The sequence below is a fragment of the Alphaproteobacteria bacterium genome, assembly GCA_041396705.1.
In the GTDB taxonomy this organism is placed as follows: domain Bacteria; phylum Pseudomonadota; class Alphaproteobacteria; order CALKHQ01; family CALKHQ01; genus CALKHQ01.
Genome location: JAWKYB010000006.1, coordinates 214,921 through 228,090 on the forward strand (window position 1 = coordinate 214,921; position 13,170 = coordinate 228,090).

Annotated in this window: 17 protein-coding genes and 2 pseudogenes; 10 read left to right on the top strand and 9 right to left on the bottom strand. The window is 70.7% G+C overall.

Translation table 11 applies throughout. The features are described from left to right. Nucleotides 1-64: 64 nt before the first annotated feature. Genes R3F55_10640 through iolG form a run of 5 tightly spaced genes read right to left on the bottom strand, consistent with a single transcriptional unit; the run spans nt 65 to nt 5,481 of the window. Nucleotides 65-1,198: a Gfo/Idh/MocA family oxidoreductase gene (locus R3F55_10640; protein MEZ5667870.1), complete on the bottom strand. Its 1,134-nt coding sequence runs from the start codon at nt 1,196-1,198 to the stop codon at nt 65-67. Then, complete coding sequence (locus tag R3F55_10645) at nt 1,199-2,170, bottom strand: hydroxyacid dehydrogenase (GenBank protein MEZ5667871.1); 972 nt, start codon at nt 2,168-2,170, stop codon at nt 1,199-1,201. A gap of 40 nt (nt 2,171-2,210) precedes the next feature. Continuing rightward, nucleotides 2,211-3,005: an aldolase/citrate lyase family protein gene (locus R3F55_10650; GenBank protein ID MEZ5667872.1), complete on the bottom strand. Its 795-nt coding sequence runs from the start codon at nt 3,003-3,005 to the stop codon at nt 2,211-2,213. Continuing rightward, nucleotides 3,005-4,444 (bottom strand): NAD-dependent succinate-semialdehyde dehydrogenase, encoded by a 1,440-nt coding sequence (locus tag R3F55_10655; GenBank protein ID MEZ5667873.1) that lies wholly within the window; start codon nt 4,442-4,444, stop codon nt 3,005-3,007. Before R3F55_10655 ends, R3F55_10650 begins: the two co-directional genes overlap by 1 nt. 38 nt (nt 4,445-4,482) lie before the next feature. Beyond that, on the bottom strand, nt 4,483-5,481 hold the full coding sequence (gene iolG, locus R3F55_10660; GenBank protein MEZ5667874.1) for an inositol 2-dehydrogenase: 999 nt from the start codon (nt 5,479-5,481) through the stop codon (nt 4,483-4,485). Between the two features lie 181 nt (nt 5,482-5,662). Here iolG and R3F55_10665 point away from each other — a divergent pair, with 181 nt between their 5' ends. The 4 genes and pseudogenes from R3F55_10665 (at nt 5,663) to R3F55_10680 (ending at nt 7,498) form a co-directional block, all read left to right on the top strand. Further along, complete coding sequence (locus tag R3F55_10665; GenBank protein ID MEZ5667875.1) at nt 5,663-6,361, top strand: thiamine pyrophosphate-binding protein; 699 nt, start codon at nt 5,663-5,665, stop codon at nt 6,359-6,361. 57 nt (nt 6,362-6,418) lie between these two features. Then, nucleotides 6,419-6,541, top strand: a pseudogene (locus tag R3F55_10670) (hypothetical protein). A 58-nt stretch (nt 6,542-6,599) separates the two neighbouring features. Further along, the gene (locus R3F55_10675) at nt 6,600-7,157 is read left to right on the top strand and encodes a thiamine pyrophosphate-dependent enzyme (GenBank protein MEZ5667876.1); all 558 of its coding nucleotides are present in this window, start codon (nt 6,600-6,602) and stop codon (nt 7,155-7,157) included. After that, complete coding sequence (locus R3F55_10680; GenBank protein MEZ5667877.1) at nt 7,154-7,498, top strand: thiamine pyrophosphate-dependent enzyme; 345 nt, start codon at nt 7,154-7,156, stop codon at nt 7,496-7,498. Before R3F55_10675 ends, R3F55_10680 begins: the two co-directional genes overlap by 4 nt. 175 nt (nt 7,499-7,673) lie before the next feature. On the opposite strand, the gene R3F55_10685 is transcribed toward R3F55_10680, so the two are convergent. After that, nucleotides 7,674-8,045 (bottom strand): hypothetical protein, encoded by a 372-nt coding sequence (locus tag R3F55_10685; GenBank protein MEZ5667878.1) that lies wholly within the window; start codon nt 8,043-8,045, stop codon nt 7,674-7,676. Nucleotides 8,046-8,089: 44 nt separating this feature from the next. On the opposite strand from R3F55_10685, the pseudogene R3F55_10690 reads away from it, so the two are divergent. The 5 genes and pseudogenes from R3F55_10690 to R3F55_10710 all read left to right on the top strand — a co-directional run bounded on the left by R3F55_10690 (nt 8,090) and on the right by R3F55_10710 (nt 10,586). After that, nucleotides 8,090-8,203, top strand: a pseudogene (locus R3F55_10690) (myo-inosose-2 dehydratase). A 112-nt stretch (nt 8,204-8,315) separates the two neighbouring features. Next, the gene (locus tag R3F55_10695; protein MEZ5667879.1) at nt 8,316-8,447 is read left to right on the top strand and encodes a hypothetical protein; all 132 of its coding nucleotides are present in this window, start codon (nt 8,316-8,318) and stop codon (nt 8,445-8,447) included. Next, nucleotides 8,444-8,569 (top strand): hypothetical protein, encoded by a 126-nt coding sequence (locus R3F55_10700; protein MEZ5667880.1) that lies wholly within the window; start codon nt 8,444-8,446, stop codon nt 8,567-8,569. The genes R3F55_10695 and R3F55_10700 overlap by 4 nt, the downstream gene beginning before the upstream one ends. A 104-nt stretch (nt 8,570-8,673) precedes the next feature. Beyond that, a complete protein-coding gene (locus R3F55_10705) occupies nt 8,674-9,678 on the top strand; it encodes a lyase (GenBank protein ID MEZ5667881.1) in 1,005 nt (334 codons plus the stop codon). 59 nt (nt 9,679-9,737) lie between these two features. Then, nucleotides 9,738-10,586, top strand: coding sequence for a PHB depolymerase family esterase (locus R3F55_10710; GenBank protein ID MEZ5667882.1), 849 nt, complete (start codon nt 9,738-9,740; stop codon nt 10,584-10,586). A gap of 68 nt (nt 10,587-10,654) precedes the next feature. Here the strand turns inward: R3F55_10710 and R3F55_10715 are convergent, their stop codons facing one another. Genes R3F55_10715 through R3F55_10725 form a run of 3 tightly spaced genes read right to left on the bottom strand, consistent with a single transcriptional unit; the run spans nt 10,655 to nt 12,223 of the window. After that, nucleotides 10,655-11,341, bottom strand: coding sequence for a hypothetical protein (locus R3F55_10715; GenBank protein ID MEZ5667883.1), 687 nt, complete (start codon nt 11,339-11,341; stop codon nt 10,655-10,657). A gap of 35 nt (nt 11,342-11,376) precedes the next feature. Continuing rightward, nucleotides 11,377-11,949, bottom strand: coding sequence for a cytochrome b/b6 domain-containing protein (locus R3F55_10720; GenBank protein MEZ5667884.1), 573 nt, complete (start codon nt 11,947-11,949; stop codon nt 11,377-11,379). Further along, nucleotides 11,927-12,223 carry a PepSY domain-containing protein gene (locus R3F55_10725; GenBank protein ID MEZ5667885.1) on the bottom strand — a complete coding sequence of 99 codons (297 nt, stop codon included), beginning with the start codon at nt 12,221-12,223 and terminating at the stop codon, nt 11,927-11,929. Before R3F55_10725 ends, R3F55_10720 begins: the two co-directional genes overlap by 23 nt. Nucleotides 12,224-12,363: 140 nt before the next feature. Here R3F55_10725 and R3F55_10730 point away from each other — a divergent pair, with 140 nt between their 5' ends. Further along, on the top strand, nt 12,364-13,020 hold the full coding sequence (locus R3F55_10730) for a response regulator transcription factor (protein ID MEZ5667886.1): 657 nt from the start codon (nt 12,364-12,366) through the stop codon (nt 13,018-13,020). The last annotated feature ends 150 nt before the right edge of the window (nt 13,021-13,170 follow it).

A 13,170-nucleotide genomic window follows, 5' to 3' on the forward strand; every position in this document is an offset into this window, starting at 1 on the left:
ATTTCCTGCTCGGCAAAGCACGCGGCGGCCGCGCCGCCGCGAACGGTGCGGTCGGGCGTTCCGCCTACACGCCCTCGACCCTCGCCCAGCTCCGCCGCTCGGCCGACACCCGCACCGCCTCGATCACCTGCTGCACCGCCAGGCCCTCGGCGAAGTCGGGCCAGGGCCGCCGCTCCGGGCTGCCGAGCGCCAGCAGGATGTCGCGCACCTCAATGATCTTCAGCTCGTTGAAGCCGAGCTGGTGGCCGGGTGCCGGGCAGAAGGCGCCGTAGGGCGGGTGGTCCGGGCCGGCCCAGATGGTCTTGAAGCCCTCGCGGCCCTTCGGCTGGCCCATGGTCGACAGCTGCAGCTCGTTCAGCCGCTCGGCGTCGAACGCCAGCGAGCCGCGGGTGCCGGTCAGCTCGAAGCCGAGCTGCATCTTGCGGCCCTGCGCCACCCAGCTCGCCTCGATCACGCCGGCGGCGCCGTTGGCGAAGCTGCACAGAAAGCTGACCTGGTCGTCGGTGGTCACCGGGCGCATCTGCGACGCGCCGCGCGCCACCGGCCGCTCGTGCACCACGGTGTGCAGATGGCCGCAGACCTCGGTGATCGGTGCGACCAGGAACCGCGCCATCGCGATGATATGGCTGCCCAGGTCGGCCAGCACGCCGCCGCCGACCAGCTCGTTGCGGAACGAGAAGGGCGCGGCCGGGTCGGTCATGTAGTCCTCGGCATGGATGCCGCGGAAGCCGACCACCTCGCCGATCTCGCCGCTCTGGATGATGTCGCGGGCCAGCCCGATCATCGGGTTCTTCAGATAGTTGTAGCCGATCGCGGTCGGCACCCCGGCCGCGGCCGCCGCCGCGGCCAGCGCGGCACAATCGGCCACGGTGTTGGCCAGCGGCTTCTCGCAATAGGCGATCTTGCCGGCCGCGATCGCCGCCATGCCGATCTCGTGGTGCAGGATGTTCGGCGCGGTGACGTCGACCACGTCGATCTCGGGATCGGCGACCAGCGCGCGCCAGTCGCCGGTCGACCGGCGGAAGCCGAACCGCGCCGCGTTCTTCGCGGCCGCGGCGTCATCGACGTCGGCCAGCAGTTCGAGCACCGGCTCCAGCGGCACGTCGAAGATGCCGGAGACCGCCCGCCAGGCATTGGCGTGGCAGGCGCCCATGAACCCCGATCCGATCAGGCCGACGCGAAGCGGCGGTTTGGCCATTCACAGCACCTCCCGGTTGACGACCAGGTCGCGGTCGAGCCGGCCGTCGAGCATGTCGAGCACGTTGCGGATGGTGACCTGCCCCATCCGCATCGCGCATTCCTCGGTCAGCCCGGCGATGTGCGGCGACAGCACCACGTTGTCGAGCTGGAACAGCGGGTTGTCGGCAGCCGGCGGCTCCTGCTCGAACACGTCGAGCCCGGCGCCGGCGATCCGCTTCGCCCGCAGCGCGGCGACCAGCGCCGCTTCGTCGACCAGGCTGCCGCGCGCCGTGTTGACCAGGAAGGCGGTCGGCTTCATCCGCGCCAGCGCATCGGCGCCGATCATGTGGCGGGTCTCCGCCGTCATCGGCAGGTGCAGGGTGACGAAGTCGGCCTGCGGCAGCGCGTCGGCGAAGCGCTCCACATAGTCGTAGCCGTCGGCAAAGACGACCGTGTCGTCGACCATCGGGTCGCAGATCGCCACCCGCATGTCGAAGGCGGCGCAGCGGCGGGCGACGCCGCGGCCGATGCGCCCGAAGCCGCAGATCAGCACGGTTTTGCCGGCGAGTTCGGTGGCGGCGAAGCCGTCGCGGAATGCCCAGTCGTTCGTGCGCATCGCCCGGTCGTAGGCGAAGCCGCGCTTTGCCAGCGTCAGCATCAGGTAGAGCGTGTGCTCGGCGACCGTCACCGCGTTGACGTTGCCGACCAGCGCCACCGGGATGCCGCGCTCGGTCAGCGCCGCCATGTCCAGGTTGTCGTAGCCGACGCCGTGGCGCGAGACGATGCGCAGCTTCTCGGCCTTCTCGACCAGGTCGCGGGTCAGCTGGAAGGTGCGGATCGCCAGCGCGTCGGCGTCGACGATCTCGGCCGCCACCGCCTCGCGGGTCGGCGTGTCGAGCCGGACCAGGTCGACGTCGTCGCGCCCGTCGAGCAGGGCATAGCCCGAATCGTGGACCTGGCCGACGACGACCAGCTTCGCCTTGTTCGCCATCGCCGCCCCCTCCCCCGCGTTGCCGGCGTGCCGCTGCCGCTCAGTAGGTGCCGCCGGACGGCGCGGCCGCCGGCGCGCCCTCGCGGAACGCCTTGACCGCGGCCGCCGCGGCATTCGCCATCAGCCGCGCGTCGGACAGGATCGTCATCAGCTGGAAGCCCTCGTCGGCCATCCGCCGCGCATAGGCCGCCGACCCGCAATGGATGCAGGCCGCCTTGCCGGCCTTCCTGCAGGCGTCGCGCACCCGCCAGAACAGGTCCAGCATCTCCGGATCCTCGTTGTCGAAGATCGGCTTCTTGCCGTAGCTGAGCGCCAGGTCGGCCGGGCCGATGTACAGCCCGTCCAGGTCCGGCACCGCGCAGATCGCATCCAGGTTCTCGATCGATTCCCGCGTCTCGACCTGGGCGATGGCGACGACGGTGTCGTTGGCATGCTCGGCATAGTCCGGCCCGCCGTAGAGCAGGCCGCGGATCGGCCCGAAGCTGCGCTGGCCGCGCGGCGGATAGCGGGTCGCCGACACGAACGCCTCGGCCTCGGCCCGGGTGTTGACCATCGGCGCGATCACGCCATAGGCGCCGGCGTCGAGCATCTTGCCGACGATGCCGGGCTCGTTCCACGGCACCCGGCAGATCGGCACGGTCTTGGTCGAGGAGATCGCCTGGAACAGCGTCGCCGCGGCCTGGTAGTCGTTGTTGCCGTGCTGCAGGTCGACGCACAGCGAGTCCCAGCCGGCATGTGCCATCACCTCGGCCGAGTAGGGCGACGGCACCGCCAGCCAGCCGTTGACGACGGCGCCGCCGGACGCCCAGATCTGCCGGATCGGATTGGGTCGCATTACACCATCACCATGCTGGTCAGCTTGACGTCGAGATAGTCCTTGATGCCGAGCGAGCCGCCCTCGCGGCCGAAGCCCGACTGCTTGATGCCGCCGAACGGCGCCTCGGCCATGGCGATGGCCATGGTGTTGACGCCGACCATGCCGGTCTCCAGCCGCTCCGAGGCGGCGTTGGCCGTCTTCTGCGACGATGTGAACACGAAGCCGGCCAGGCCCATCTCCAGGCTGTTGGCCCGCTCGATCACCTCGTCGAAATCGCGGAAGGTGGTCAGCGGCGCGACCGGGCCGAACGGTTCCTCGGTCATCAGCACGCCGTCGTCGCGCACGTCGTCGAACACGGTCGGTTCGTAGAAGAAGCCGCGGTTGAACCCGGCCGGCCGCTTGCCGCCGGCCAGCAGCGTTGCGCCCTCGCCCCGGGTCTGCTCGACCATCCGCTCGATGTCCTCCAGCCGCTTGCGGGTGGCGAGCGGCCCCATCTCGGTCTCCGGGTCGAGGCCGTTGCCCAGCTTCAGCTTCTTCGCGACCTCGACGAAGCGCTCGGTGAACGCCTTCTTCGACTTCTCGTGCACGTAGAAGCGGGTCGGCGAGACGCAGACCTGGCCGGCGTTGCGGTACTTGGCCGTCGCCAGCGTGTCGGCCGCCTTGACCGGGTCGACGTCGTCGAACACCAGCACCGGGGCGTGGCCGCCCAGCTCCATCGACAGCTTCTTCACCGTGTCGGCGGACTGGCGGATGATCAGCTTGCCGACATCGGTCGAGCCGGTCAGCGAGATCTTGCGCACCGCGGTCGAGGCCATGATCGGCGCGGAGATCTTCGAGGCCTTGCCGACCAGCAGGTTGACCACGCCGGGCGGCACGCCGGCATCCTCGCAGCATTTGACGATGCCCATCACCGTGCCCGGCCCCTCCTCGGACGGGCGCACGATGATCGCGCAGCCGGCGGCCAGCGCCGGCGCGATCTTGCGGCACGACAGCACCGCCGGGAAGTTCCAGGCGGAGAAGGCGGCGACCACGCCGACCGGCTGGTAGGTGATCATGATGCGGTGGTCGGGCGTGCGCGCCTCGACCAGCTGGCCGTAGATGCGCTTGGTCTCCTCGGCGTACCAGGTGAACTGCTCGATCGACATCTGCAGCTCGATGCGCGACTGCGCCAGCGGCTTGCCGATCTCCAGCGTCATCGTCCGGGCCAGGTCCTCGATCCGCTCCTGCATCAGTTCGCCGATCCGGCGGATGATGCGGGCGCGCTCCCACGGCTGGGTCTTGCGCCAGGTCTTCAGCCCGTCCTCGGCCGCCGCGATCGCCGCCTCGACGTCGTCCACCGTCGCTGCCGGCGCATCGCCCAGGCTCTCCTCGGTCGCCGGGTTGAGCACCGAATAGGTGCCGCCGTCGGAGGCACCGCGCCAGGTACCGCCGATGAACAGGCCGTATTTCTCGTACATGGCGCCTCTCCGTGCCGTTGCTGCCCCGCGGGGCCGGTTCAGACCCCGTCGACCGCCGTCGGCGCGCCGCCGTTGCGGGCCGATGCGTCCGCCGCCTCGGCCAGCGCCAGCGCGCGCAGGCCGTCGATGGCGCCGACGCTGGGCGCCACACCCTTCTCGACGCAGTCGATGAAGTGGTTGAGCGCGATGCGGTAGGACGCGTCGTAGCGCTCGATGAAGAAATTCATCAGCGGCGTGCCGTGGGAGCCGTCGGCCCGCCAAACGGTCGCCAGCGATTCCGGCACGTTGCCGTTGTGCACCCAGCCGTCGGAGCCGAGCACTTCCATCCGCTGGTCGTAGCCGTAGGTGGCGCGGCGCGAGTTGGTGATCACCGCCAGCTTGCCCGACCTGGTGCGCAGGGTGGTGATCGCGCTGTCGAAATCGCCGATGCTGCCGACGTCGGGGTCGACCAGCACGCTGCCCTGGGCGGACACCGTCACCGGCTCCTCGCCCAGCAGCCAGCGCACGATGTCGAAGTCGTGGATGATCATGTCGCGGAAGATGCCGCCGGATTCCTTCAGATAGGCCATCGGTGCCAGGCCGGGGTCGCGGCTGGTCACCATCACCTGCTCGACAGCGCCGATCTTGCCGTTGCGCACGGCGGCGTGCAGGGCGGCGTGGTGCGGGTCGAAGCGGCGGTTGAAGCCGATCATCACCGGCACGTCGATGCCGGACAGCCTGGCGACGCAATCCTTGGCGCGGCCATAGTCCAGGTCGATCGGCTTCTCGCACAGCACCGGCTTGCCGGCGGCCGCGGCGGCGAGCATCAGGTCGACATGGGTCGGCGTCGCGGAGCAGATCAGCACCGCATCCACATTCGGATCGCCGAGCGCGGCGTCGCGGTCGCTGACCTTGGCGCCGGTGGCATCGGCCACGGCCCGTGCGGCGGTTGCGTTGACGTCCACGATATGGCTGAGCGACGCCCGAGGTTCCTGCGCGATGTTGCGCGCATGCATGACCCCGATGCGTCCGGCGCCGAACTGGGCGAACCGGATCATTCTGGTGTTCCTCCCCCTGACCCGCATGATGCGTGTTTCCCGTTGTTATAGCGGCGGGTCGGCGGCTGTCACGCTCCATTTTGCCGCTTGGATTCCCCGGACAGGGCTGCCTATAACCGGGGCAGGGGTAGGAGAAATGCGGCGCCGCAGGCAGCCGCGCGACCACCGGGGAGGACATCCGATGAAGACGGTTCGCTTGACCATGGGCCAGGCGCTCGTGCGCTGGCTGACCGCGCAGAAGACGCTGATCGACGGCGAGGAGCGCCAGCTGTTCCCCGGCGTGTTCGCCATCTTCGGCCACGGCAACGTCACCTGCGTCGGCGAGGCGCTGGAAACGGTGCAGGACGTGATGCCGACGTGGCGCGGCCAGAACGAGCAGTCGATGGCGCTGGCCGCGATCGGCTACACCAAGGCGATGAAGCGGCGCCAGATCATGGTGTCGCTCAGCTCGATCGGTCCCGGCGCCACCAACATGGTCACCGCCGCCGGCGTCGCCCACTCCAACCGGCTGCCGATCCTGCTGTTGTCCGGCGACATCTATGCCAGCCGCCGGCCCGACCCGGTGCTGCAGCAGGTCGAGCATTTCAACGACCCGACCGTCAGCGTGAACGACTGCTTCAAGGCGGTCACCCGCTACTGGGACCGCATCACCCGGCCGGAGCAGATCATCCAGTCGCTGCCGCAGGCGCTGGCGACGATGCTGGACCCGGCCGACTGCGGTCCGGCCTTCATCGGCCTGTGCCAGGACATCCAGGCCGAGGGCATTCGACTATCCCGAGGTGTTCTTCGAGCCGAAGGTGCACCCATCCCGCGGCCGCGGCCGGACGTCGAGCAGCTGGTCGCCGCCGCCGACCTCATGAAGGCGCGAAGCGGCCGCTGATCGTCGCCGGCGGCGGCGTGACTATTCGGTGCCACCGCCGAGCCCGCCTTCGCCAGCCAGCACCGCGTGCCGGTGGTCGAGACCATCGCCGGGCGCTCGGTGCTGCCGTTCGACCACCCGCAGAACGCCGGGCCGATCGGCGTCACCGGTTCGGCCTCGGCCAACGCGCTGGCCGGCGACGCCGACGTGGTGGGCGGTCGGCACCCGGCTGCAGGACTTCACCACCGGCTCGTGGACCGTGTTCGGCAACGAGGGCGTGCGCATCATCGGGCTCAACGCCGCCCGCTTCGACGCCCACAAGCACCGCTCGCTGCCGGTGGTCGGCGACGCCCAGGTCGGCCTGACCGAGCTGTCGGCCGGGCTCGGCGACTGGAAGGCGCCGGACGCCTGGATCGCCAAGGGCAAGGACGAATACGCCAAGTGGAACGCCACGGTGGACAAGGTCTGCGCACCGACCAACGCCGAGGTGCCGAGCTATGCCCAGGTGGTCGGCGCCATCAACCGGCTGTGCGACCCGACCGACTATGCCGTCTCGGCCGCCGGCGGGCTGCCCGGCGAGCTGGCCAAGAACTGGCGCGCCAAGGCGGTCGACGTGTTCGACGCCGAGTTCGGCTTCAGCTGCATGGGCTACGAGATCTCCGGCGCCTGGGGCGCGGCGATGGCGCGGCCCGACCGCGACACCCTGGTGTTCATCGGCGACGGCTCGTACCTGATGATGAACTCCGACATCTATTCGTCGGTGCTGACCGGCCACAAGCTGATCGTCATCGTCTGCGACAACGCGGCTTCAGCGTGATCGAGCGGCTGCAGGTCGCCAAGGGCAGCCCGGCCTTCAACAACCGCTTCGAGACCGTGCGCAAGAAGCAGCTGGTCGAGGTCGATTTCGCCAAGCACGCCGAATCGATGGGCGCGATCGCCGAGACCGTCACCGGCATCGGCGACCTGGAGGCGGCGTTCCGCCGCGCCAAGCAGAACGACCGCACCACGGTGATCGTGCTGAAGACCGACCCCTACACCTGGACGCCGGGCGACGCCTGGTGGCAGACCGGCGTGCCGGAGGTCAACACCCGCCAGGCGGTGAAGGACGCGCTGAAGGCCCATGTCGACGGCATGGCCCGCCAGCGCGTCGGCGTCTGACCGCGGGAGAATTCGTGCGGCGGGCCGTCCCGCCTCGACCCGTCGTCCGCGGGCTCGGCCCGGGGGATCTCTTCGCAACGGCACGCCGTTGCGCTCGGTCATATCGCGCGCCCGGCGACAGGTACCGGCTCTGCCCCGGGACTGACGCGCAACGGCGCTGCGGCAAGCAGGAGCGTTATCGAATGGCGAGACTCGGCATGGCGCCCATCGGCTGGCTCAACGGCGACCGGCCGGAGATCAGCGCCCATATCTCCATCGACCAGTGCCTCTCCGAGGTGCGCCAGTGCGGCTTCGAGGGCGTCGAGCTGTGCGCCCCATGCCGACCGGCATCGACGAGCTGCGCGCCCAAGCTGGACCAGCACGGGCTGCGGCTGATCTCCGGCTGGTACGGCGCGTCGCTGTCCGAGCGCCCGGTCGCCGAGGAGAAACGCGCGATCGCCGACCAGCTCGCCCTGTTCAAGGCGCTGGGCGCGCCGGTGATGGTGTTCGCCGAGACCGCGGGCAGCGTGCAGGGCCTCGACGTGCCGGTGTCGACCCGCCCGCGCATGTGGCCGACGGCGACTGGAAGGCTACCGGCGCCAGCTGACCGAGATGGCCGAATGGCTGGCCGACCAGGGCGTGCCGATGGCGTTCCACCACCATATGGGCACCAAGGTCGAGACCGAGGCCGACATCGACCGGCTGATGGAGAACACCGGCCCGGCCGTGGGCCTGCTGCTCGACACCGGTCACGCCCACTTCGCCGGCGCCGACATCGCCGCGACCACCGCCGCTGGATCGACCGGATCAACCACGTCCACGTCGGACGCGCCCGGCGGTGCTGGCCGACCTGGAAGGCGCGGACCGCAGCTTCCTCGACGGCGTGCTCGACGGCGTGTTCACCGTGCCCGGCGACGGCTGCGTCGACTACACCGGCTTCTTCCGCATCCCTCGCCGGCAGGGGCTATGACGGCCTGGGTGATGGTCGAGGCCGAGCAGGACCCGAAGAAGGCCGACCCTATGACCTCCCGCGCCGGCCTGGCCCACTGCATGAAGGCGGCGCAGGAAGCCGGGTTCGCGCTGACGGCGTAGACGCTGCCTGCGGTCACATTCAACCCGACGCGCGCTGCCGCCGGTGGACCGCCGGCCGGGCGGCGCCTAGCCTCTCCGTCGAGGAAGCGACCGGGAGCGTGACGATGTGCGTCGGCCGACCCAATTCGTTGCCGGCGGCCATGCTGGCGGTGCTGTTGCAGACCCTGCTGCTGGTTTCGGAAGCTGCGCCGGCGCTGGCCTTCGATCCGGCCACCGTCACGATCGAGCGATTCGACGTGCCCGGCGGCGCGCGGCCGTACGACGTGGCGCCGGCGGCGGACGGCGGGGTCTGGTACACCGCGCAGCGGCAGGGCGCGCTGGGCTGGCTCGACCCGGCGACCGGCGCCATCGAGCAGATCCCGCTCGGCCCCGGCTCGGCGCCGCACGGCGTGATCGTCGGCCCGGACGGCGCCGCCTGGGTCACCGACGGCGGCCAGAACGCCATCGTCCGGGTCGATCCGGCGACCCGCGCGGTCGCGGTCTACCCGCTGCCGGCCGACAGCGGCTATGCCAACCTGAACACCGCGGCCTTCGACGGCAACGGCGTGCTGTGGTTCACCGGCCAGAACGGCATCTACGGCCGGCTCGACCCGGCCGACCCGCAGGTGCAGGTCTGGCCCGCGCCGGAGGGGCGCGGCCCCTATGGCATCGCCGCGACGCCGGCCGGCGAGATCTACTATGCCAGCCTGGCCGGCAGCCACATCGCCCGCATCGACACCGCCACCGGCGCCGCCACGGTGATCGAGCCGCCGACGCCGAACCAGGGCGCGCGCCGGGTCTGGTCCGACAGCCGCGGCCGCATCTGGGTCAGCGAATGGAACGCCGGCCAGCTCAGCCCCTACGACCCGGCGGACGGCGGCTGGCAGTCGTGGCGGCTGCCGGGCGCCGACCCGCACGCCTATGCCGTCTATGTCGACGAGACCGACGCGGTCTGGGTCTCGGACTTCGGCGCCAACGCCGTCCATCGTTTCGACCCGGTGCTGGAGCGGTTCGACAGCTTCGCCAGCGACCGGGCCGATGCCAACGTCCGCCAGATCCTCGGCCGCCCCGGCGAGGTCTGGCTGCCCGAGTCCGGCGTCAACCGGCTGGTGGTGATCCGTTGGCAATAGGGGTTGCGCGCGGCGCGGCGCCGGCATGGCGCCCGTCCGGCTGCAAGGTGCACAAGACCATGCGGGCGCTTCGCGCAGCCGCGGCCGTGCTGCTGACCGGCCTGCTGCTGCCGGCATGCGCGTCCACCGCCCGCGCCCAGGATTGCGGCGGGATCGACGCGCCCTGCGCCGTCGCGCTCGGCACCTTCCACGTCGCCGCGCCGCTGCCGGACGACGGCGGGCCGCGCCCGGCGGTGATCTTCCTGCACGGCGGCGGCAGTTCCGGCGCGGCGATGATGCGCAACGGCGGCATGGTCGATGCCATCGTCGCCCGCGGCTATGTGTTCATCGCGCCGAACGGGCTGGTCCGGCCGGGGCGCACCGGCGGCAGCTGGTCGTTCGGCGACTTCCGGCCGCCGCTGCGCGACGAGGCCGCGTTCATGCACCAGATCGTCGCCTATGCGGTCGACAACCTCGGCGTCGACCCGGCACGCGTGCTGCTGGCCGGCTTTTCGATCGGCGGGTCGATGGCCTGGTACCTCGCCTGTCGCGCGCCGGCCGACTTCGCCGCTTTCGCCCCGATCGCCGGCGGGTTCTGGCGCCCGTTCCCAGACGATTGCGCCGGCCCGGTCAAGCTGCTGCACACCCACGGCTGGACCGACCAGACCGTCCCGCTGGAGGGTCGCCCGCTACGCAGCGGGGTCGAGCAGGGCGATATCTTCGAAGGCCTGCAGCTGTGGCGTCGCGAGAACGGCTGCACCCGCCTGCGCGCCGACGCGTTCGACACGACCGGCCCGTTCTGGCTCCGGCGCTGGACCAGCTGCACGCCGGGCACCGCCCTGGAATTCGCCCTGCACGACGGCGGCCACGCCATCCCGCACGGCTGGTCTAACCTGGCGTTGGACTGGTTCGAGACGGTGGTGCCGTAAGGGGGCGAAGACCGGCCGGCCCCGGCCGCGTCCATGCGGCCGGAGCGCGCCACGCGCAAGCCGCCAGGCTACAGCGGCGTGTTCCTGTGGTATCCGTGCAGGCTGCCGTCCGGATTCACCGAGAGATACCCGTCATTGTAGACATAGATCGTGGTGCATTCCGGGTTGCGGCCGCCTTCGCCGCTTCCGATCGAGAACCGGATGCAGCGCATGTCGCCGTCGACGTACCAGTCGCCAGCCACATTTCCGGTATTCGAGCCGTTGGTCCATGTCGCAGACATTGTCCCATCCGCATTCCACACGCCGGAGGCCGTCACGCCTGCGATATCGATGGCCGCATAGTCCTCTCGCACGCCGCTGAACGCGGCCTGGATCTGCTCGCCGGTCAACTGGACCGCATCGGCGGGCAGCGTGCTTGGCAGCCCGGCCGCCGCCGACGCACCCGTCGCGTCCGGGGCAGCACTGCTCTGCCGACCGCCGGACTGGCAGCCAACGGCACCGACACATGCCAGAACAATGCATGGAATCAACGAGATACCACTCAAACGCATGATGAAAATCCTCTTCTTTCCTGCAAACGATGGGGCCGGGCTGAAAATTCGGCCAAGACAACCAGGCTGAGTGTCGAATAGCAATTCGGCCCAAATTGCATAAGCAGCCCGCACACGATGATACTCAAAATTGCACTCAACGGAAAGGTGCAAGCGGACGGCCGGATGGATCGGGCCGCTTTCGCTCTCCACCGATCCGGTCACGAGCAGGTGGCTCCACGGGCGCTGCCCGTGGAGCCTCACACGACGTCGCCGGCGTCGGCCGGGCGCTTGCGGCCGGTGACCATGGCGCGGACCAGGTTCTCGCGGTGGCGCAGGCTGGCGAGCAGCACGCCGGCCACGTGCAGGCCGACCAGCGCCAGCAGGCCGTTGGCCAGCAGCTCGTGCGTCTGCTTCACCCAGCGCACGCCCCACCAGGCGTCGGTGGTCTGCATCCAGCCGGTCAGGCACAGCCCGGCCATGGCCACCAGCAGGGCCACGATCATCGCGCCGCCGGCCGGGTTGTGGCCGAGGTGACGCGCCTCGCGCCCGCCGGCGATCGCCCGCAGATAGCCGAGCGCGCCGCGCGGCGTCGGCACGAAGTGGGCGAAGCGGGCATAGCGGGTGCCGACCACGCCCCAGACCAGCCGGAAGGCGATCAACGCGCCGGCGGCATAGCCGGCCCACTCGTGCAGCGCCTGCCATTCCTCCGCGCTGATCCAGGCGACGGCGAAGCTCGCGGCCAGGCCCCAGTGGAACAGGCGGACGGCCGGGTCCCAGACCCGGACCGTCGCCGCGGCGGCTGCCGGCTCAGAAGCCGTCGCCGTCGTCATCTTCTTCCTCGGCCTCGTTGGCCAGCAGGGCCAGCGTCTGGGGGTTGAACTCGCCCTCCATCCGGTCGCCCTCGGCGTTGACCGCGTAGACCTCGTAGCAGCCGTTGTCGACCTCGATCGAACGGACGGTCCAGCCCTCGCTCTCCAGCTTCTGCTGCAGCACGGACTGCGGCTGCCACTGCGCCTCCGGCACGTTGCACTCCATCTCCTCGGCGGCGGCGGTGCCGGCGCCGGCAACGGTGACAAGGGCGGCGGCAAGCATTAGGCGTTGCATCTCGGAACCTCATGGCTGTGGTTGACGACGGCCGCATCGATAGCCCGGCGGGCTGACGGCAACCTGACGGCGGAACCGCGCGGTTTTCAGCTTCCCGTCAGCTTTGCCGGCGAGGGTCCGCAGCCGCACGAAGGAGCGCCATGCGCCTGCTGCTGATCGAGGACGAGCCGCACCTGGGCGCCGCCGTGCGCGAGCATCTGGCCGCCGCCGGCCACGCGGTCGACTGGATGCCGCGGCTGGACGAGGCGGAGGCGGCGCTGCGGGCGGTGGCCTATGACGTCGTGCTGCTGGACCTGCACCTGCCGGACGGGCGCGGCGCCGACCTGCTGCGGGCGATGCGCGCCCGCGGCGACCGCCGGCCGGTGATCATCCTGACCGCGCGCGACCGGATCAGCGACCGCATCGAGGGGCTGAACGCCGGCGCCGACGACTATCTGGTCAAGCCGTTCGACCTGGACGAGCTGGTCGCCCGCCTGCTGGCGGTGGCGCGCCGCTATGGCGGCGACCCGAGCCCGGTGGTACGCCGCGGACGCGTCGCCATCGACCGGGCCGCGCGCCGCGCCAGCCTCGACGGCACCGACGTGGTGCTGACCGGGCGCGAATGGGCCATCGTCGACCTGCTGCTGCAGCGGCCGGAGGCGACGCTGGCCAAGGACCGGATCGAGGACGCGCTCTACGCCTTCGGCGCGGAGATCGAGAGCAATGCGGTCGAGGTCTATGTCAGCCGGCTGCGCAAGAAGCTGGGCCGCGGCTTCATCGAGACCGTGCGCGGCGTCGGCTACCGGCTGGGGGCGTAGGCGGTGCGCCGCTGGAGCATCTCGCGCCGGCTGGTCGCGACCCTGACCCTGACGCTCGGCGGCCTGTGGCTGGTCGCCGCGGCCGCCTCGGCGCTGACCGCCTATCACGAGATCAACGAGGTGTTCGACGGCGCGCTGGCGCAATCGGCC